The following is a 20392-nucleotide window of genomic DNA, read 5'->3' on the forward strand; positions in this document are numbered from 1 at the left end:
GCGTCACCGACGCAAGTGGGGCAGGGAAGGGTGCAAAGGCCGTGAAGGTCATCGTTTGCGGGGCCGGGCAGGTCGGCTCGAACATCGCGCGCTATCTGGCGTCCGAAGGCAACAACGTCACGGTGATCGACCATTCGCCGGAACTCATCCAGCGGATCAGCGACACGCTCGACGTGCAGGCCATGGTCGGTCACGCCTCCCATCCCGACGTTCTGGAGGCGGCGGGGGCGGGCGAGACCGACATGATCATCGCGGTCACCCAGATCGACGAGATCAACATGGTGGCCTGCGAGGTCGCGCACGCGCTGTTCAAGGTGCCGACCAAGATCGCCCGTGTCCGCAACCAGAGCTACCTGAAGCCGATCTGGGCGGACCTGTTCAGCCGCGACCACATGCCGATCGACGTCATCATCTCGCCGGAGATCGCGGTGGCGCGGGCCATCGCCCGCCGGCTGCAGGTGCCGGGGGCCTTCGACATGATCCCGCTGGCGGACGGCAAGGTCCGCGTGGTCGGCGTGCTGTGCACGGAAACCTGTCCGGTGCTGCACACGCCGCTGCGCCAGCTGACCGGGCTGTTCCCCGACCTCGGGCTGGAGGTGGTGGCGATCATCCGCAACGACCGCTCCTTCATTCCCGGTGGCGACGACCAGATGCTGCCCGGCGACGAGGTCTATTTCGCCTGCGACAACCGCCACCTGAACCGCGCCATGGCCGCCTTCGGCCACGAGGAGGTCGAGGCCCGCCGCATCATCATCCTGGGCGGCGGCAACATCGGGCTGTGCCTGGCCGAGGAACTGGAGGCGAAATACCCCCACGTCACCGCCCGCATCATCGAGATGAACCGCAGCCGCGCCCAGTTCGTGGCGCAGCGCCTGTCGCGCACCATGGTGCTGCACGGCGACGGGCTGGACCCGGAAATCCTGGAGGAGGCGAACGTCCGCGCCACCGAGACGGTGGTCGCCGTGACCAACGACGACGAGGGCAACATCCTCTCCTCGCTGCTCGCCAAGCGGCACGGCGCGAAGCGCGCCATCACGCTGATCAACAAGGCGTCCTACACCTCGCTGGTGTCGCCGCTGGGGATCGACGCGGTGGTCAGCCCGCGCGCCATCACCGTGTCGAACATCCTCCAGCACGTCCGCCGCGGCCGCATCCGCGCGGTGCACAGCCTGCGCGACGGCTTCGCCGAGGTCATCGAGGCGGAGGCGCTGGAAACCTCCGCCGTGGTGAACACGCCGCTGCGCGAGGTGAAGCTGCCCTCCGGGGTCATCGTCGGCGCCATCGTGCGCGGCGACGAGGTGATCATCCCGCGCCCGGCCACGGTGATCCGCCCCAAGGACCGCGTCATCATCCTGGCCACCGCCGGTCAGGTGAAAAAGGTGGAAAAGATGTTCGCCGTCCGGCTTGAATTCTTCTGATCGCCTCCCGTATCGTTTTTGGCACCAACAAAAAAGAATCTCCATGGCTCGATGGGCATACGTCAACGGCCGCTACCTGCCGCACCGGCAGGCGGCGGTTCATGTCGAAGACCGCGGCTTCCAGTTCGCCGACGGCGTCTATGAGGTGGTCACCCTCCTCGACGGGCGCTTCGCGGACCTGGACGGCCATATGGAGCGTCTGGGCCGCAGCCTGTCGGAGCTGCGCATGGATTGGCCGGCGGCCCCGCGTGTCGTAACGATGATCGCCCGCGAGCTGGTGCGGCGGAACGGCGTCCGCAACGGCTCGCTCTACATCCAGGTCACCCGCGGCGTCGCCCCGCGCGACTTCAAGTTCCCGGCGGAGATCCCGGCGACGCTGGTGATGACCGTCAAGAAGGTCACCGCCTTCGCCAAGCCGGAGCAACTCGAGAAGGGCGTGGCCGTGGTCACGGTGCCGGACATCCGCTGGGGACGGCGCGACATCAAGACGGTCGGTCTTCTCGCCCCGGTGCTGGCGAAGCAGCAGGCCGCCGAATCGGGCGCCTACGAGGCGTGGCTGGTCGACCCGGACGGCACGGTGACGGAGGGCTCCTCCTCCAACGCCTGGATCGTCACGCAGGACGGCGTGCTGGTGACCCGCGCCCCGTCGCAGAAGATCCTCAACGGCATCACCCGGCTGTCGCTTCTGCGGTTGGCCGGGGAGCGCGGTATTCCGGTCGAGGAGCGCAGCTTCACCGTGGAGGAGGCGCTCGCCGCCCGCGAGGCCTTCGTGTCCTCCGCCGGCACCTTCGCGCTGCCGGTGACCCGCATCGACGGCAAGCCGGTGGGCGAGGGCAAGCCGGGGCCGGTCACCCGCACGCTGCGGCAGGCCTATCTCGATTACGTGGCCGCCGGGGTGCCGTCGTCATGAGCGACGCCGCCGCCGTCATCGACCGCCTTCCCGTTCTGCCGCGCGCCGTCCTCTATGACTGGGACAACACGCTGGTCGACAATTGGGGCACCGTGCGCGCCGCGCTGAACCACGCGCTGGTCACCTTCGGTCTTCCGGCCTGGAGCGAGGAGGAGGCGCGGGAGCGTATCAAGCAGTCGCTGCGCGACAGCTTCCCCCGCATCTTCGGCGAGCGCTGGACCGACGCGCGCGACCTCTTCTACGCCTATTTCGAGGCCCATCACCTGGAGCATCTCCGCCCCCTGCCGGGCGCCGAAGCGCTGCTGCGCGGCTTCGCCGAGCGCGGAATCTACCAGGCGGTGGTGTCGAACAAGACCGGACGGTTCCTGCGGGCGGAGGCCGACGCGCTGGGCTGGACCGGCTATTTCGGCCGTCTGGTCGGCGCCCAGGACGCCGAATTCGACAAGCCGCACGGCGCGCCGGTGTTGATGGCGCTGGAACCGGCGAACATTCCGCCGGGCCCGGACGTCTGGTTCGTGGGGGACGCCGACATCGACATGGAATGTGCCCATGGCGCGGGAATGGTGCCGGTGCTAATAGGGGCAGGCGAGGGCAGCGGCTTCACCCGCTTCCCTCCGGCCCATCGGTACGACACCTGCCATGCATTGTGCGGCTTGGTGGGCAGCGGTGGTGACACCATATCGGATGACCAGTAGTCGAGACGGTTGCGACCAACCATGACCTTATCGCTGCAGGGGGCGGGCTTCCAACAAGGAGCCCCAAAAAACACTGAAGAAGGGGGCGACATAAAATGTCTGAAAAAAGCCAAAATGTGCAGGACGTGTTCCTCAACCACGTCCGCAAGAACAAGACTCCCGTGACCGTGTTCCTCGTGAACGGTGTTAAACTTCAGGGAATCATCACCTGGTTCGACAACTTCTCGGTGCTTCTGCGGCGCGATGCGCATTCGCAGCTCGTCTACAAGCACGCCATTTCCACCGTGATGCCCGCGCATCCGATCCAACTTTTCGAGCCGCCCAAGGAAGGTGAAAACGTCTGATCTTCCGACCAATGGCAACGGCCGGACGCCTGATGCCTCCGGCCGCGCCATCGTGGTCCACCCCGTCCTCCGCAATGAGGCGGACGGGGTCCTGCGCCGTCCCGAATCCTGCCTGGACGAGGCGGTGGGCCTTGCCCGCGCCATCGATCTGGAGGTCGTGCACGCCGAATGCGCGCGGGTGAACCGCCCGCAGCCTTCGATCCTACTCGGGTCGGGGACGGTGGAGCATTTTGCCCAGATCGTGGAGGAGACGGAGGCATCCCTCGTCATCCTCGACCACGCGCTGTCGCCGGTGCAGCAGCGCAATCTGGAAAAGGCCCTCAAGGTCAAGGTCATCGACCGCACCGGCCTGATCCTGGAGATCTTCGGCGCCCGCGCCCGCACGCGCGAAGGCATGCTCCAGGTCGAGCTGGCCGCCCTGACCTACCAGAAATCGCGCCTCGTCCGCTCCTGGACCCACCTGGAACGCCAGCGCGGCGGCTTCGGCTTCCTCGGCGGCCCCGGCGAATCCCAGCTTGAGATGGACCGCCGCCTGATCGGCGACCGCATCGTCAAGATCAAGAAGGAACTGGAGGAGGTCCGCCGCACCCGCGGCCTGCACCGCAAGGCGCGCGCCAAGGTGCCCTACCCCGTGGTGGCGCTGGTCGGCTACACCAACGCCGGCAAGTCGACGCTGTTCAACCGGCTGGCCAACGCCGACGTCTTCGCCAAGGACCTGCTGTTCGCCACGCTGGACCCGACGATGCGTCAGGTGACCCTGCCGTCCGGGCGCAAGGTGATCCTGTCGGACACGGTCGGATTCATCTCCGACCTGCCGCACGGCCTCGTCGCCGCCTTCCGCGCCACGCTGGAGGAGGTGGACGCCGCCGACATCATCCTGCATGTCCGCGACGTGTCGCACCAGGACAGCGAGGCTCAGAAGGCCGACGTGCACACGGTCATGAGCGACATGGGCATCGATCCGGACGCAGACGACCGCGTGATCGAGGTACTGAACAAGATCGACGCGCTGGACGAGGAGTCCCGCGAGGCGGTCCTGGCCCAGACGGCCCGCAACCCGCGGGCCGTGGCGGTGTCCGCCCTGTCGGGGGCGGGTATCGCCGATCTCGACCGCCTGCTCGACCAGCGGATGAACGCCCACCGCCATGTGGTGGACCTGTCCGTCGAGTTGGGGGACGGAGCGGCGCTCGCGTGGCTCTATGCAAAAGGTGAGGTGCTGGAGCGGCGGGACGACGAGGTCCAGGCCCACATCCAGGTGGCCATCGACCCGGCGGATCTGGCCCGTTTCGAGAAACGGTTCGTGCACGGCTGATCTTTCGCCATAAAGGAAACGGGCGCGTCATAATTCGTTCGTGCACATGCGACGACATGACGCGCCCGATTTCAGCCCCGTCCTACGACGTCCGAGGTGTAGCCTTTTCCCAACGCGCCCCCGATATTTGAGCCGGGGAGCCGATGGGTTATCCCCGGGAGGAGGCCCGCCTATGCGTTTGCAGACCGATCCAACACACTTTTCGATCACCGCCTTTCTGGCCGACCAGGTGACCCTGGTCGCCCGGCAGGAGCAGTTGTCGCCCGGTGCCGCGGTGCTGCGCATCCAGGAATTGTCGCGCGACACCGCCGGCCGCGCGCGTCTGCTGGAAATCATCAGCGACGCCTGGCGCAAGGAGACCAACCCGACGGAAAGCAGCAAGATTGCCGCCCTGCGGTCCGAATTGGCCGCCTGGGCGCTGCACGCCACCCCGAGCGACAGCCTCCCGCGCTCCTGACCGGGGGCGGGCGTCGTGCCGGAACAAGGATTTGTCCGTGGCTATGCAGCGGGCAGGGCGCCATAATGGACGCTCGGCCCGCTTTCTTTTTTCGGATTCCCTTGCGCGTCCCGATCGCTCTCCTGTTTCTGGCGTTCCTGGCCTTCGCGGGCTCCGCCACCGCCGCCGAGCGGGTGCTGCCGCCGGGATTCGTGGAGGAGCCGCCGGTCGCGCCGGAAGATCCCCTGCCGCCGGAACCCGCGGAGTTTCCACCGGCGCCGCTCGGCCCGCTCGTGGTGGCGCCGGACCCCAAGGAACTGTTGAAGGCCTGCAAGGAAGCGACCTTCACCGACTGCTTCCGCCTGTGGCGTCCGCCCCCGCCGCCGCCCAAGGAGGAGACGCGCGAGGCGCGCGACGTGCCACAGTCCCCGCCCGATCCGAACGCGCCGCGCAAGCCGCCGGAACCCGGTCCCCTGACCGGCGCGCCGCCCGCCCCGAACCCCGCGGCCGATCAAGCCACCTATGACGCGCTGGTCAAAGCGTTGAAAGACAGTGGTTTGGACGGCAAAGTCATGCTGCCGGAACCGCCGAAGGATGGCGGAACGGTCCTGAGACTAGACCCCCGATCCAACAAAGCGGCACCGAAACCGTGACAGATTTTCCTATTCCCGACGTCGACCGTGTCTCCGCGATCATCCGCGAGGTCGCGGAAAGCGAAATCCTTCCCTATTTCCGCGATCTGGCGAACGCCGGCATCCGCGAGAAGACCGGGCCGGCCGATCTCGTGACCCTGGCCGACGAAGCGGGCGAGCGCGCCCTGACGCCGCGCCTGCTGGACCTGCTTCCCGGCAGCACGGTGGTGGGGGAGGAGGCCGTCTCCGAGGACAAGTCCCTGCTCGACCGCATCCACGGCGACGCGCCGGTCTGGATCATCGACCCGATCGACGGCACGCTGAATTTCGCGAACGGGCGGCCGCTCTTCGCGGTCATCATCGCCCTGGCTTGCCGCGGCGAGACGCTGGCCGGCTGGATCTACGACCCGTGCGACGGGCGCATCGCCACGGCGGTGAAAGGGCAGGGCGCCTACCTGAATGGCACGCGCGTCACGGTCGCCCCGGCGGTCCCCCTGGCCGAGATGACCGGAGCCCTGTCGACGCGATTCTGCGCGGAGGACCTGGGACGCCAGTTGGACGAGCGCGGCCGCTCCCTCGGCCCGCGCGTCTGCCTGTCCAGCGCCGCGCAGGAGTATCTGCGCCTGCTCGATGGCCGGGCGCATTTCTCGATGTACCATCGCCTGATGCCCTGGGATCACGCGGCGGGCGTCCTGCTCCACGCGGAAGCCGGCGGCTACAGCGCGCTGTTCGACGGCTCGCCCTATCGTCCGACCGCCCTCAACGGTGGGGTGATGCTGACACCCGACCGTGCGAGTTGGGAAGCGATGCACCGGCATCTGTTCGGCTAAGGCGGGGGCGCACCGGACTACCGCACACGTCCTCCGGCGGGGACCGGATTCGGCGGGAACTCCGTGGGCACGGCGGCCTTATAGTGCCAGGATGCCGGAAACGGCCGCCGTGAGCCTTGCGGAGCGCCCGATCATGAAGGCCATTGCCCTGAAGCGCGTGCTGTTGGTGGCGTCCCTGCTGGCGCCCACGGCCTGCGCGGAGCGGATCGCCGAGTGTCAGCCCCCAGGCGGCGCGGCCCAAGCCGCCGGCGTGACGCAGTGCTCCACCGAGTCCGAATCCGCGGACGTCGCCTTGGATCACGAGGTGGTTCGCGCGATCGACGCCGAGCCGGTGCTCAGCGTGGCGCCGCCACAGCGTCGGAAGGCGCGGCCGGCCACGCACGCACATTCCATGGAGTGAAATGGACCGAGGTCCCTCGGAACCCGCCATCGCCACCATGTGTTGGACCAACGCAACAACGGCGGGTGATCCATGCAAACGGCCAACATCCACGATCCCTCAAGCATCGAGAGCGTCTATCCGCGAAGCGCCTTCGACAACGACGCGCGGCAGAACGCGCGGGACAAGGAGGCGGTGGAGCATGGCGTGATGATCCTGTCGATGCCGGACACCGACGGGAATTTCTCTTTGACGCGTTCCCAGCGCCATGTCGGCGAACCGGACGCGACGACCCATTCGATTTTCCTGTCGCCAACCCTGGACAGCGCGGAGTATGGAGCGCTCGTCCCGAGCGACACCGGCTATGACGGGCCGATCGAGCCGGCGGAGGCGCCCCAGACGTCCGGCGATCCGTACCGGTCCTTCGTGGACTCGCTCATCCAGGCCGCCCGTGGAGCGGATTTCCCGCCGGCGCCGCCCGCCGAAAGCCTGAAAGGGTTTCGCGGAGGCTGACGCATCGGAGTGCAGAGGGCGCCCAGAGCCGCCCTCCTCGCTTCCTCCCGATCTTATTTACCATAATCTTACTTATATGATTTTGATGGGCCGGCAGGGCGTGTTTGCTTTTCTCCCCGCGACGGGTCGGCTAAGGTCGCTGTCCCGTCCCACCCCGCCGCCGAAGAAGACCTTCCCATGGCCCGCAACATCGACCGCCTGATCGACGTCATGGCCCGCCTGCGCGATCCCAACGGCGGATGCCCGTGGGATCTGGAGCAGACTTACGCCACCATCGCGCCGCACACGATCGAGGAAGCCTACGAGGTGGCCGACGCCATCGAGAAAGGCGACATGCCGGCGCTGCGCGAGGAGTTGGGCGACCTGCTTTTCCAGGTGGTCTATTACAGCCAGATGGCGCGTGAAGAGAATCTGTTCGACTTCGACGAGGTTGCGGGCGTCATCGCCGACAAGATGATCCGCCGCCACCCGCATGTCTTCGGCGCCGAGGAGGTGAAGGGCGCCGACATGCAGACCTCGCGCTGGGAGGACCACAAGGCCGCCGAGCGCGCCGCGAAGGCCGCCGAGGAGGGCCGCGCCCCGTCCGCCCTGGAAGGCGTGATCGCCGGTCTCCCTGCCCTCACCCGCGCCCTGAAGCTGCAGAACCGAGCCGCGCGCGTCGGCTTCGACTGGACCGACGCACGGGACATCCTCGACAAGATCGAGGAGGAGGTCCGCGAGCTTCGGCATGAGATGGACAGCGGCTCCGCCCCGGACCGGGTCGCCGACGAGCTGGGCGATCTGCTCTTCGCGCTGGTCAACCTCGCCCGCCGCCTGAAGGTCGAGCCGGAATCGGCGCTGCGCGGCACCAACGCCAAATTCGAACGGCGCTTCCACCGCATCGAGGCGCTGCTGTCCGAGCAGGGCCGCACACCCAAGGAGGCGACGCTGGACGAGATGGAAGCCTTCTGGCAGCAGGCCAAGCGCGAGGAACGCGGGGAGGCCTGACCGGCCCGTCAGCGCGCCGCGCTGGTCTCCAGCAAGGCCAGCAGTCCGGCCAGCAGATCGGTCGGCCGCGGCGGGCAGCCAGGAATGCGCAGGTCCACCGGCAGCACCGCCTCCACCGGGCCGACGCAGGCGTAACCGCCGGCGAACAGCCCGCCGCTGACCGCGCAGTCGCCGCAGGCCACCAGCCATTTCGGACCGGGCGTGGCGTCCCACGTGCGGAGCAGCGCCTCGCGCATGTTGCGGGCGACCGGTCCGGTGACCAGCAGGACGTCGGCGTGGCGCGGCGAGGCGACGAAGCGGATGCCGAACCGCTCCAGATCGTAGACCGGGTTGTTCAGCGCGTGGATTTCCAGCTCGCACCCGTTGCAGGACCCCGCATCGACCTCGCGGATCGACAGGCTGCGGCCCAACCGGGCCCTGGCGGCCTTGTCCAGCTTTCCGGCCAGCTCGGCCAGGGCCGGATCGGCGGGCGCCGGGGCGGTTTCGGTGACCGGGCCGCTGGTCAGGGAGGTCAGGATGTGCTTCAGCATCGGCGGCCTCCTTACAGGTCGTGTCCCGCGTAGGAACAGCTGAAGGACTTGTTGCACAGCGGGAAGTCGGCAACGATGTTGCCCCCGATGGCCGCCTCCAGCAATGGCCACTGGAACCAGGAGGGGTCGCGCGGGTGGCAACGGGTGACGACGCCCTCCCCGTCCAGCCGCACCCAGGTCAGAATCTCGCCGCGGAAGGATTCGACCAGGGCCATGCCCTCCCCGCCCCGCCCGGAGTCCAGCGCGACCGACGGATGGTCCAGGCCGCGGGAGATCGCCGGCAGGCGGGTGACGATCTGCTCGATCAGCGACAACGACTGTTCCACCTCGCGGATGCGCACCCAGACCCGCGCGTTCACGTCCCCCTCGGTCAGCACCGGCACCTCGAAGGCGAGTTCGTCGTAGGGCGCGTAGCCGGGGCTGCGGCGGGCGTCCTGGTCGCGGCCGGAGGCCCGCCCGACATGGCCGCCGGCGCCGAAGCGGGTGACCAGCTCCGCGGACACGAATCCCGTCGTGACCGTGCGGTCCTGCAAGGACGCCTTTCCGTCATAGATGGCGACCAGCGGCGGGAAGCGTTTGCGCAGTTCGGCCACCAGTTCCAGCAGCAGGCCGGCGCCGCGCTCGGGCAAATCGGTGGCGACGCCGCCGGGGATCACCCGGTCCATCATCAGACGGTGCCCGAAGCAGGCATCCGCCGTGCGCAGCACCCGCTCCCGCAACTGGCTGGTCTGGGCCAGCATGAAGGCGAAGGCGGCGTCGTTGCAGATGGCGCCGATGTCGCCCAGATGGTTGGCGATCCGCTCCAGTTCCGCCATCAGGGCGCGCAGCCACACCGCCCGCGCCGGCACCTCGACCCCCAACGCCGCCTCGACCGCGCGGGCGAAGGCGAGGCTGTGCGCCACCGTCGCGTCGCCGGAGATGCGGGCGGCCAGCCTCGCCGCCTGTGCCGCCGGCTTGCCCTGCATCAACCCTTCCACCCCGCGGTGGACGTAGCCGAGCCGCTCCTCCAGCCGGACGACCGTCTCACCGTTGGCGGTGAAGCGGAAATGGCCGGGCTCGATGATGCCGGCATGGACCGGGCCGACCGGAATCTGGTGCAGACCTTCGCCTTCGACCGGCAGGAAGGTGTAGGGGCCGGGGTTGGGCACCGGGGCCGCCGGCTGATCGGACAGCGGGCGGCGCACACCCCACGCATCATGATCCAGCCAGGAACGCGGATCGGTCGTGCGCTCCGCCACCAAGCCGTAGAGGTCGTGGGCGGCGCGCTCCAGCCGGTTGGCGGCGGGGCGCACGGCGCTCAGGCTCGGGAAACGGCCTTGCGGGCAGTCAAGGCTGACCACCGCGACGTCGCCGGAGAAATCCTCGCGGAAGGCGGCGTGGACCGCCTTGGGCTCGCCCCACAGGCCGAGCAGGCTCCAGCCGTTGCCGGCCAGCCCCTCGATCAGGCGCAGCCAGCCGTCGCGGCCCAGCCGGTAGCGCGGCCAGGGCCGGTGCCCCTCGACCAGAGTGCCGATGCGGTTCAACAGGCCGAACAGCGGTTCTTCCCCGTACATGCCGCCTCCCCTACCCCAGCAGCGCCGCGACGGTCTGGAACCACGCGACCAGCGGTCCCGGCAGCCAGATTCCCGCCACCAGCACCAGCGCCAGATGCGCGTAGAGTGGAACCAGCGTTCCCTGCACCGGTACCGACGCCACCGGCACTCCGCTGCTCTCCACCGTGCCGGGCGCTCCGAAGCACAGTTGCTGGACCCGCAGAACCAGCGCCCCGAAGGCGACCAGAATACCGGCCACCAGCGGCAGGGCCAGCAGCGGTTGCCGCGCGAAGGTGCTGGTGACCAGCAGGAATTCGCTCATGAAGACGCCGAAGGGCGGCAGCCCGGCAATGGCCACGACCCCGGCCAGCAGACCCCAGCCGAGGGCGGGATGGCTGACCGTCAGGCCGGAAATCCGCTCGATCCGCTGCGTCCCCGTCACCTGCACGGCGTGGCCGACCGCGAAGAAGATGGCCGACTTGGTCAGGCTGTGCATGGCCATGTGCAGCAACCCGGCGAAATTGGCGAGCGGCCCGCCCATGCCGAAGGCGAAGGTGATGATGCCCATATGCTCGATGGAGCTGTAGGCGAAGAAGCGCTTCACGTCGCGCCGCCGGTAGAGCATCAGCCCGGCCAGCAGCAGCGAGGCCAGCCCCATGGCGATCATCAGCGGCCCCGGCGCGATGGCCTGCCCGTTCGCCGCCAGCAGCATCTTGAAGCGCAGCACGGCGTAGAGCGCCACGTTCAGCAGCAGGCCCGACAGCACCGCGGAGATCGGCGTCGGCCCCTCCGCGTGGGCGTCCGGCAGCCAGGCGTGCAGCGGCGCCAGCCCGACCTTGGTGCCGTAGCCGATCAGCAGGAAGACGAAGGCGAGGTTGAGGATCGCCGGGCTGATCTTGGCGACGTGACCCATCAGCTCGGTCCAAGTCATCGCCGCCATCCCTGGTCCCATCACCGGCTGGGCGGCCATGTACATCAGGATGGTGCCGAACAAAGCAAGCGCGATGCCGACGCCGCACAGGATGAAGTACTTCCACGCCGCTTCGATGCTGGCCGCGGTGCGGTACAGGCTGACCATCAGGACGGTGGTCAGCGTCGCCCCCTCCACCGCCACCCACATGACGCCCAGGTTGTTGGCCGACAGGGCCAGCAGCATGGTGAACATGAAGGCCTGGTACATGGCGTGGTAAAAGCGCAGCTTGCGCTCGTCCAGCTTCCCGACCTCGATCTCATGCGCGATGTAGCCGGCGGAAAAGACGCTGGTGGTCAGCCCGACAAAGGCGGTGAGCGCGATCAGGTAGATGTTGAAGGCGTCCACCACGAACAGCGCACCGCTCGACGGCTCCAGCCCGAACAGCACGAGCGACGCCAGCAGCGTGACGGCCGAGAAGCCGATGTTGAGCCGCGCGCCCAGCCGGTGGCCGGGAACCAGGGCGAGGACGGCAGCGCCGATCAGCGGGGTGGCGACGATGATGGCGACGGCGCTCAATCGCTCTCCCCCCGGAAGCTCTCGATCTTCTGCATGTCGAGCGTGTCGAACCGCTCGCGGATGTGGAACAGGAAGATGCCGAAGATGATGAAGGCGACCATGACGGAGAAGGCCACCGACATCTCGACCACCAGCGGCATGCCGGCCGCCCCGACCGCCGCCAGGATCAGCCCGTTCTCGATGGACATGAAGCCGACGACCTGGCTGACCGCATTGCGCCGGGAGATCATCATCAGCAGGCCAAGCAGGACGACCGACAGCGACAGCGCCAGATTCTCGCGGGTCAGGGCGGTGGCGTCGGCGGTCACCGGCAGCACCAGCAGGATCGACAGGGTGACCAGGGACACCCCCGCCACCATGGTCAGCCCGATCCCCAGCGCCGGCTCGATGGTCCGGTGGATCTTCATCTTCACGATGATGCGGTGCAGCGCCACCGGGATCAGGATGGCCTTGAGGACCAGGGTCAGCAGGGCCGTGATGTAGAGATGCGGCTCGCCATGGGAGTAGGCCTGCCACGCCGCGGTCGCGGTCAGGGCGAGCGCCTGCATGGTGAAGACGTTGAGCAGGGAGAACAGCCGCCGCTGGTAGAGCAGAGCGAAGCTCATCAGCAGGACGACGGCCCCCAGCATGTGCGCGGCGTCATAACCCAGGTCGCTCACCTCACACCCCCCGCGACACGTAGAGGAAGATCGCGCCGAGCAGGCTGAGCAGCAGGGCGCCTCCGAGGAACTCGCCGACCCGGAAGACGCGCATCTTGGCGATGGAGGTCTCGAACAGCGCCAGCAGGGTGCCGCCGACGGCCAGCTTCGCCGCGAAGACGACCACGCCGCCCAGCGCGGCGGCCACGCCGGACCCGGCGGTGGCCATGCCCCAAGGCGCGAAGACGCAGGCGATCAGCGCCATGTAGAGCAGCATCTTGAGCATGCTCGCCGCCTCGACCAGGGCGAGATGGCGGCCGGAATATTCCAGCACCATGGCCTCGTGGACCATGGTCAGCTCCAGATGCGTGGCCGGGTTGTCGATGGGGATGCGCGCGTTCTCGGCGATCGCCACCATGACCAGCGCGATCAGCGCCAACGCCAGGGAGATGCGCAGCCCGACCGCGCCGGACACCATGAAATCGGCGATCTCGGCGAGCGAGGTGCTGCGGACCAGGATCGCCACCGAGAAGACGATCATCAGCATCGCCGGCTCGGCGAGAGCCGCGATCATCATCTCGCGCGACGAGCCGATGCCGCCGAAGCTGGTCCCCGTGTCCATCCCGGCGAGCGCCAGGAAGAAGCGCGCCGAGCCGAGCAGCGCGATCAGCGCGATCAGGTCCGCCGTGGGGGCGAGCGCCAGCTGCGTGGTGAAGATCGGCACCAGCCCGGCGGCCAGCCAGATCGCCGTGAACATCATGTAGGGCACGGCGCGGAACAGCCAGGAGGCGTTTCGGGCCAGCACCACCTCCTTGCGCAGCAGCCGCAGCAGATCGCGGTAGGGCTGGAGCATCGACGGCCCCCGCCGCCCGACCAGCCGGGCCTTGACCAGCCGCACCCAGCCGGTCAGCAGCGGCGCCAAGGCCAGCACCAGCAGCATCTGCAGGATCTGGTACAGCGTGGCGAGCAGAAGCGTCATCGTTGCGTCACCGCCACCATCACCAGCAGCACGACCAGCGCCAGGAACATCAGGGTCAGGTAGCGGCGGATGGTCAGGAACTGCAACCGGTTGGCCTTCTCGGCCAGCCACCCCACGGCGCGGGCCAGCGGCTCCACCACCACGACCCAGGCCGGGTCGGTCCAGGTCACCGACAGGCGTGCCGGGCGCGTGTCGCCCGGCGCCGGCATGTCCACATGGTCGCGGGCGCGGAACACCGTGCTGCCGAAGGCGCGGCGGATCGGCTGGCCGAAGCTGGAGGCCGTGTATTGGGTGACCGCCGCCGGGTCAGGCCCGTCGAAGCCGCAGCCCCAGGGGATCGACCAGCGCACCCGGTCGCTCGCCTTGCGGTGGATGCCCAGCACCAGAACGACCGACAGCAGCGCGATCACCACCAGCATGATCAGGCCGTTGTAGGAGTTGCCGATGGCCGAGGTCGGGGCCAGCCAGAACCACGGCTGGTAGGCGCGCCCGTCAAACGGCCCGGCCTCGACCAGCAGGCGCAGCGCCGGCTCGAACAGGCGGATCAGCGGGGTCGGCAGCACGCCGAGCACGACGCAAAGCACCGCCGGAACCGCCATGCCCAGCCGCATCGCCCGCCCGACCTCCACCGCCTCTCCGGCGGCGCGCGACCGCGGACGGCCGAGGAAGGCGATGCCGTAGAGGCGCACGAAGCAGGCGCCGGCAAGCGCGGTGGCGAGCGCCAGGGCGGCGCCGACCACGGCGATTTCGATCTTCAGCGACCATTCCGACAAGGCCGGGGCGTTCAGGATGGCCTGGAACAGCAGCCACTCACCGACGAAGCCATTCAGTGGCGGCAGTGCCGAAATCGCCGCGGCGCCGATCAGCGCGAGGACCGCGGTGGTCGGCATCCGGTGGATCAGCCCGCCCAGCCGGTTCAGGTCGCGCGCCCCCGTGGCGGTCAGCATGGCGCCCGCCGCGAAGAACAGCAGGCTCTTGAACAGGGAGTGGTTGACCACATGGAGCAGCGCCGCCGCCAGGGCGAGCGCGGCGATCACCGGCGTGTGGGCGGCCTTGAAGACCAGCGCCAGCCCCAGCGCGATGACGATGGCGCCGATGTTCTCCACCGTCGAATAGGCGAGCAGCCGCTTCACGTCGTCCTGCATCAGCGCGTAGAGCACGCCCATCACGGCGGTCAGCGCGCCGAACCCCATCGTCACTCCGCCCCACCACCACTCCGGCTCGCCCAGCAGGTCGAACAGCACGCGGATCATCGCGTAGACGGCGACCTTGGTCATCACCCCGGACATCAGGGCCGACACATGGCTGGGTGCGGCCGGATGGGCCAGCGGCAGCCAGACGTGCAGCGGCACCAGCCCGGCCTTCGACCCCGCCCCCAGCAGGATCAGCACGACGACGAGCGCCGCCGCCCCGGCTTCCGGCGCGTTGGCGCGGATGGTGGCGAAGCTGTAGTCGCCGTGGGCCGTCGCCAGCACCCCGAAGGCCAGCAGCAGGCAGGCCGTGCCGAAGCTCGCCATGATGATGTAGAGGCGCGCGGCCTTCGGTGTTTCCGGCTCCCGGTGCGTGGAGAGCACGAGCAGCCAGGAGGCCAGCGACATGAATTCCCAGGACAGCAGGAAGGTGAAGGCGTCGGCGGCGATCAGCACCATGTTCATGCCCGCCAGGAACAGCGGGTAGAGCGGCAGGACGGGACCGTCCTGGGAGCCGCCCTGGGAAGCGCCGTGGGACTCGTGGTGAGCGCGCCCGTATCCCCAGCCGAACAGGCTGGCGGTGATGCCGCCCAGATTGACGACGATCAGGAAGACCGCGGACAGCGCGTCGGCGCGCAGATGGGCCTGGATCCAGGGCAGACCGACCGGCAGGCTCATCGTCGCGTCCGGCCCGCCCCCGGCCAGCCGGAGCGCCGCCCACAGCGCGATCAACGCGCAAGCCCCCGCCGTTCCGCCATAGACCAGCGTGGACGCCTGCGGCAGCCGCTTCGCCGCGGCGCCCGCGACGGCGACGGCGAACAGGAGGGCGATTGCCGAAACGACCAGTCCCAAGGCAGCGAATCCGTTTGGATTAGACCCACATTCAGTAAGGATGTTTCCCCCAACGAACGCAAGGGGAAAAACTCTGTCGCATTCATCTTGCGGGTGCGCGTGCCTTGGGCGCCACGCGCACAGAAAAAAGGCGGCTCACCAAATCGGGAGCCGCCGGAGTCTGTTCGGGAGGAAACGCAACCAAGTTGCAGGGGAAGATATACGTCCGTTAAGGTTAACGACGCGTAAAGGGCGCGGTTTTTTTCTTTGACTATACTTTTTCGCAAAGACCGGACCCGTGACTCGCGCGTCCACTCCGGAACGGTCTGTCCGGCCTCTCCCAGATCGGCACTGGCCGGGCAGGCCCGCTTCGCGCTATAGGAGGCCCCCTTCCCTTTCACCAGTCACCGGTCCTCCATGCCGTCCACGTCCATCAGCCAACGCATCGCCGACGAGCTCTCGGTCCGCGAATCCCAGGTCGCCGCGGCCGTCAAGCTGCTCGACGAAGGATCGACCGTTCCCTTCATCGCCCGCTACCGCAAGGAGGCCACGGGCGGGCTCGACGACACGCAGTTGCGCACGCTGGAGGAGCGGCTGTCCTACCTGCGCGAGCTTGAGGACCGGCGCGAGGCCATCCTGTCCTCCATCCGCGAGCAGGAGAAGCTGACGCCGGAACTGGAGCGGCAGATCCGTCAGGCCGACACCAAGACGCGCCTGGAAGACCTCTACCTGCCCTACAAGCCGAAGCGCCGCACCAAGGCCCAGATCGCCCGCGAGGCGGGGCTGGAGCCGCTGGCCGATCGCCTGCTCGCCGACCCGTCCCTCCAGCCGGAGGCCGAGGCCGCCGGCTTCGTCAGCGCCGACAAGGGAGTGGCCGACATCAAGGCGGCGCTGGACGGCGCCCGCCACATCCTGGTCGAACGTTTCGGCGAGGACGCCGAGCTGGTCGGCAAGCTGCGCGCCGCCATGGCCGACAAGGGCGTGGTGACGGCCAAAGTGATCGAGGAGAAGCGGGCCGAGGGCACGAAGTTCTCCGATTACTTCGAGTTCGACGAGCCCTGGGCGAAGGTGCCCTCGCACCGCGCGCTGGCGCTGTTCCGCGGCCGGACGCAGGGCGTTCTGGACATCCGCCTGGACCTGCCGGTCGAGGAAGGCCAGCCCCACCCGGCGGAGCGCACCATCGCCGCCCACACCGGCATCCGCGACCAGGGCCGCCCGGCCGACAAGTGGCTGTCCGACGTGGTGCGCTGGACCTGGAAACTGAAGATCGGCCCGCATGTCGAGACCGACCTGATGGGCGACCTGCGCGAGCGCGCGGAGGACGAGGCCATCCGCGTCTTCGCCCGCAACCTGCACGATCTGCTGCTGGCCGCGCCCGCCGGCCCGCGCACCACCATCGGCCTCGACCCCGGCATCCGCACCGGCGTGAAGGTCGCCGTGGTGGACGCCACGGGCAAGCTGGTCGACACGGCCACCGTCTACCCGCACCAGCCGAAGAACGACTGGGACGGCTCCATCGCCACCATCGCCGCCCTGGCGGTGCGCCACAAGGCGGAGCTGATCTCCATCGGCAACGGCACGGCGAGCCGCGAGACGGACAAGCTGGTCGCCGACCTGTTCAAGCGCCACCCGGAGCTGAAGCTCACCAAGCTGGTGGTCAGCGAGGCCGGCGCGTCGGTCTATTCGGCCTCCGAGACGGCGGCGGCGGAATTCCCGAAGCTGGACGTCAGCCTGCGCGGCGCCGTCTCCATCGCCCGCCGCCTTCAGGACCCGCTGGCCGAACTGGTGAAGATCGAGCCGAAGTCCATCGGCGTCGGCCAGTACCAGCACGACGTGTCGGGCGGCAAGCTCGCCCGATCGCTCGACGCGGTGGTGGAGGACTGCGTGAACGCGGTCGGCGTGGACCTGAACACGGCGTCCGTTCCGCTGCTGACCCGCGTGTCCGGCCTGAACGAGACGATCGCCCGCAACATCGTGGAGCACCGCGACCGCAACGGCGCCTTCCGCTCGCGCAAGCAGCTGCTGGACGTGGCGCGCCTGGGCCCGAAGACGTTCGAGCAGGCGGCCGGCTTCCTGCGCATCCGCGAGGGCGACAACCCGCTCGACACCTCGGCCGTCCACCCCGAAGCCTACCCGCTGGTCGAGCGCATCCTGAAGAAGACCGGCAAGGATCTCGGCAGCGTCATCGGCGACGCGCGCTTCCTGCGCGGGCTGAACGCCGAGGACTTCACCGACGAGCGCTTCGGCGTGCCGACGATCGAGGACATTCTGAAGGAGCTTGAGAAGCCGGGCCGCGACCCGCGTCCGGAATTCAAGACCGCCACCTTCCAGGAGGGGGTCGAGGAGCTGAAGGACCTGCAGACCGGCATGGTTCTGGAAGGGGTGGTGACCAACGTCACCGCCTTCGGTGCCTTCGTGGACATCGGCGTGCACCAGGACGGCCTGGTTCACATCTCGCAGCTGTCCACCAGCTTCGTGAAGGACCCGCACACCGTCGTGAAGGCCGGCGACATCGTGAAGGTCAAGGTGATGGAGGTCGATATCCCGCGCAAGCGCATCGGCCTGACCATGCGCCTGACCGACGCCGCCCCGCGCCCGGAGAAGGGCCAGGGTCGGGGAGACGGCCAACGGGGAGATGGTCCGCGTGGCGACGACAGACGCCGCGACGACCGCCGCGGTCCGCCGCCCGGCAAGGGCGGTTCGGCTCCCAAGCCGGCCCCGAAGCCCGCCAAGGCGCCGGAGCCGATCAACAACGCCTTCGCCGAAGCCTTCGCGCGGGCACAGGCCGGCAAGAAGCGGTAAGGCCGCGACGGGCGCAGCGTGGGGCGGGTGCCGGACACACCCCGGTACTCTCCCCATGGACGGTTCGTGCGCCAATAGCTAGTCTGCACCGACGCCAACCGCAGCTGCGCCCATGCTTTCCTCGGCAACCCGAATTGTCGGCCTGTACACGGGCCTTGCCACCGCGTGGGTGGTGGGGTCGGACCGCGTTTTGGACGCCGCCGGGCTGGGCCAGGTGGTGCTGATCCAGAACGTCAAGGGCACGGCCTTCGTCCTGCTCACCGCCCTGGGGCTGTGGGGTGTCCTGCGCCAGGAATTCCGGCGGCGCACCCGGTCGGAGGACGCCCTGCGCTCCACCCTGGAGCGGCTGGCCCAATCGGAGGCCGATCTTCGCTCGGTGATCGAAAAACTGCCGGATTCCTTCTTCCGCACGGACCTGGACGGCCGGGTCAGCATGGCCTCCCCCCAGTTCGCGCGGCAGTTCGGGCTGAGTCCCGAGACGGTGATCGGCACCCGGATCGCCGACCATTACGTGGAGGCGGACGGGCGCGCCAAATTCCTCGCGGCGCTGGATGAGGCGGGCGGCGAGGTCCGCGACCACCGCATGCCGATGCGGCGGCAGGACGGGACCGTCTTCTGGATATCCGCCAACGCCTATACCCGCCGCGATCCCGCCGGGCGGCCGATCGGGATCGAGGGGATCGCCCGCGACACCACCGCCCAGCACCATCTGGAGGAGCGGCTGCGCTACCTCGCCGGTCATGACGCGCTGACCGGGCTGTGCAACCGCATCCGCTTCGAAGACCGGCTGGAGCACGCCATCGCCCGCGCCAAGCGTGAGGACAAGAGCTTCGCCCTGCTCTTCCTCGACCTCGACGGGTTCAAGGAGGTCAACGACACCCACGGCCACCAGAAGGGCGACGAGGTGCTAGTGACCACCGCCGGGCGCCTGTCCGGCGCCCTGCGCAGCAGCGACACCACCGCCCGCATCGGCGGGGACGAGTTCGCCGTTCTGCTGGAGGGCGACATCTCCGTCGAGAATGCCCGGTCCGTGGCGGAAAAGGTGATCGAGTGCATCGACCGGCCCATCCCCGGCCTGGACCTGCCGGTGTCGGCCAGCGTGGGCATGGCCTTCTTCCCGTCGGACGGCGCTGACGCCGGCGTGCTGCTGCGCTGCGCCGATCAGGCCATGTACCGCGCCAAGCGCCTGGGCAAGAACCGGTTGGAACTCGGCACCGCCTGACCGGGGCGGCCGCCATCGGGGATGGCCGTCAGGACGGCTCGACCGCGTCCACCACCAGCCGAACGCCCAGCGCACCGATGACCGAGGCCGCCAGCCGGTCGATCCACGTCTTGGACCGCAGATAGGCGGCGCGCGGCCGGCCGGCGGAAAAGGCTAAGGCGACGATGGCGTACCAGCCCGCCTCGATCAGGAACACGGCCGGCGGCAGGATCAGCAGAACCCAGGCCGGCGGCGCGGCCGGCAGGAGGGCGGCGAAAATGCTGCCGTAGACGATGGCGGTCTTCGGGTTGCTGATCTGCGTCGCCAGCCCGATCCCGAAGGCGCGCCAGGCACCGCCGGTGTCAACACCGGCGGCGGCCGGGTCCGGAACGTGGATCGGCTCCGCCGCCCCCCGCCAGATCCGCAGGGCCAAATGGACAAGGTAGAGGCCGCCGGCGACCTTCAGGGCCAGATGGAGCCAACTGACCTGTGCCAGCAGGGCGTTCAAACCGAGAAGGGCGAGTGTGGCGAACGCCACGCCGCCGATGCCCATGCCGACGGCGGCGGCAAGCCCGGCTCGGCGCGACACGGCGATGGAGGTGCGGGCCACCAGGACGAAGCTGGGGCCGGGGCTGACGGCGCCGACGGCCAGGGCGCCGAGGATGCTCAACAGGGCGAGAGTGGGTCCATCCATGGGCGCGGCTCCGCCGGTCGGGAAAACCGCAGTTTATGGATGGCAAGCGG

Annotated in this window: 19 protein-coding genes and 1 pseudogene; 13 read left to right on the forward strand and 7 right to left on the reverse strand. The window is 68.8% G+C overall.

Annotation, left to right across the window (positions count from 1 at the left end):
- Positions 1-11: 11 nt before the first annotated feature.
- From trkA to mazG, 11 genes and pseudogenes are all read left to right on the forward strand, one after another.
- Positions 12-1418 (forward strand): annotated as a pseudogene (gene trkA / locus ABVN73_RS17015) (Trk system potassium transporter TrkA); the annotation flags it as partial.
- A gap of 43 nt (positions 1419-1461) precedes the next feature.
- Positions 1462-2328, forward strand: coding sequence for a D-amino-acid transaminase (locus ABVN73_RS17020; RefSeq protein WP_353860790.1), 867 nt, complete (start codon positions 1462-1464; stop codon positions 2326-2328).
- Positions 2325-3023 (forward strand): HAD family hydrolase, encoded by a 699-nt coding sequence (locus ABVN73_RS17025; protein ID WP_353860791.1) that lies wholly within the window; start codon positions 2325-2327, stop codon positions 3021-3023. Before ABVN73_RS17020 ends, ABVN73_RS17025 begins: the two co-directional genes overlap by 4 nt.
- A 95-nt stretch (positions 3024-3118) precedes the next feature.
- Positions 3119-3367 (forward strand): RNA chaperone Hfq, encoded by a 249-nt coding sequence (gene hfq / locus ABVN73_RS17030; RefSeq protein WP_035675971.1) that lies wholly within the window; start codon positions 3119-3121, stop codon positions 3365-3367.
- Positions 3368-3419: 52 nt separating this feature from the next.
- Entirely contained in the window at positions 3420-4679 is a 1260-nt protein-coding gene (gene hflX / locus ABVN73_RS17035; protein ID WP_353860792.1) for a GTPase HflX, read from the forward strand.
- A gap of 172 nt (positions 4680-4851) precedes the next feature.
- Positions 4852-5136: a hypothetical protein gene (locus ABVN73_RS17040; RefSeq protein WP_353860793.1), complete on the forward strand. Its 285-nt coding sequence runs from the start codon at positions 4852-4854 to the stop codon at positions 5134-5136.
- Positions 5137-5201: 65 nt separating this feature from the next.
- Complete coding sequence (locus ABVN73_RS17045) at positions 5202-5768, forward strand: hypothetical protein (RefSeq protein ID WP_353860794.1); 567 nt, start codon at positions 5202-5204, stop codon at positions 5766-5768.
- A complete protein-coding gene (locus ABVN73_RS17050; RefSeq protein ID WP_353860795.1) occupies positions 5765-6577 on the forward strand; it encodes an inositol monophosphatase family protein in 813 nt (270 codons plus the stop codon). The genes ABVN73_RS17045 and ABVN73_RS17050 overlap by 4 nt, the downstream gene beginning before the upstream one ends.
- Before the next feature lie 133 nt (positions 6578-6710).
- Positions 6711-6977 (forward strand): hypothetical protein, encoded by a 267-nt coding sequence (locus tag ABVN73_RS17055; protein ID WP_353860796.1) that lies wholly within the window; start codon positions 6711-6713, stop codon positions 6975-6977.
- A gap of 72 nt (positions 6978-7049) precedes the next feature.
- On the forward strand, positions 7050-7469 hold the full coding sequence (locus ABVN73_RS17060) for a hypothetical protein (RefSeq protein WP_353860797.1): 420 nt from the start codon (positions 7050-7052) through the stop codon (positions 7467-7469).
- Positions 7470-7646: 177 nt separating this feature from the next.
- A complete protein-coding gene (gene mazG / locus ABVN73_RS17065) occupies positions 7647-8456 on the forward strand; it encodes a nucleoside triphosphate pyrophosphohydrolase (RefSeq protein ID WP_137140978.1) in 810 nt (269 codons plus the stop codon).
- Between the two features lie 8 nt (positions 8457-8464).
- Here mazG and nuoB read toward each other — a convergent pair whose 3' ends face one another.
- The 6 genes from nuoB to hyfB are packed head-to-tail and all read right to left on the reverse strand — an operon-like array spanning position 8465 to position 15666.
- Positions 8465-8986, reverse strand: coding sequence for an NADH-quinone oxidoreductase subunit NuoB (gene nuoB, locus ABVN73_RS17070; RefSeq protein WP_353860798.1), 522 nt, complete (start codon positions 8984-8986; stop codon positions 8465-8467).
- A gap of 11 nt (positions 8987-8997) precedes the next feature.
- Positions 8998-10539 (reverse strand): nickel-dependent hydrogenase large subunit, encoded by a 1542-nt coding sequence (locus ABVN73_RS17075; protein WP_353859493.1) that lies wholly within the window; start codon positions 10537-10539, stop codon positions 8998-9000.
- Between the two features lie 10 nt (positions 10540-10549).
- Entirely contained in the window at positions 10550-12007 is a 1458-nt protein-coding gene (locus tag ABVN73_RS17080; protein ID WP_353859494.1) for a hydrogenase 4 subunit F, read from the reverse strand.
- Positions 12004-12666: a hydrogenase-4 component E gene (locus tag ABVN73_RS17085; RefSeq protein ID WP_114858200.1), complete on the reverse strand. Its 663-nt coding sequence runs from the start codon at positions 12664-12666 to the stop codon at positions 12004-12006. The genes ABVN73_RS17080 and ABVN73_RS17085 overlap by 4 nt, the downstream gene beginning before the upstream one ends.
- 1 nt (position 12667) lies before the next feature.
- Positions 12668-13624, reverse strand: coding sequence for an NADH-quinone oxidoreductase subunit H (locus ABVN73_RS17090; protein WP_353859495.1), 957 nt, complete (start codon positions 13622-13624; stop codon positions 12668-12670).
- On the reverse strand, positions 13621-15666 hold the full coding sequence (hyfB, locus tag ABVN73_RS17095; protein ID WP_353859496.1) for a hydrogenase 4 subunit B: 2046 nt from the start codon (positions 15664-15666) through the stop codon (positions 13621-13623). Before hyfB ends, ABVN73_RS17090 begins: the two co-directional genes overlap by 4 nt.
- A gap of 396 nt (positions 15667-16062) precedes the next feature.
- On the opposite strand from hyfB, the gene ABVN73_RS17100 reads away from it, so the two are divergent.
- Positions 16063-18447, forward strand: coding sequence for a Tex family protein (locus ABVN73_RS17100; protein WP_353859497.1), 2385 nt, complete (start codon positions 16063-16065; stop codon positions 18445-18447).
- A 112-nt stretch (positions 18448-18559) separates the two neighbouring features.
- Complete coding sequence (locus tag ABVN73_RS17105; RefSeq protein WP_353859498.1) at positions 18560-19669, forward strand: diguanylate cyclase; 1110 nt, start codon at positions 18560-18562, stop codon at positions 19667-19669.
- A gap of 28 nt (positions 19670-19697) precedes the next feature.
- Here ABVN73_RS17105 and ABVN73_RS17110 read toward each other — a convergent pair whose 3' ends face one another.
- On the reverse strand, positions 19698-20342 hold the full coding sequence (locus tag ABVN73_RS17110; protein WP_353859499.1) for a LysE family transporter: 645 nt from the start codon (positions 20340-20342) through the stop codon (positions 19698-19700).
- Positions 20343-20392 lie beyond the last annotated feature (50 nt).

Source organism: Azospirillum formosense (genome assembly GCF_040500525.1).
GTDB lineage: Bacteria > Pseudomonadota > Alphaproteobacteria > Azospirillales > Azospirillaceae > Azospirillum > Azospirillum formosense_A.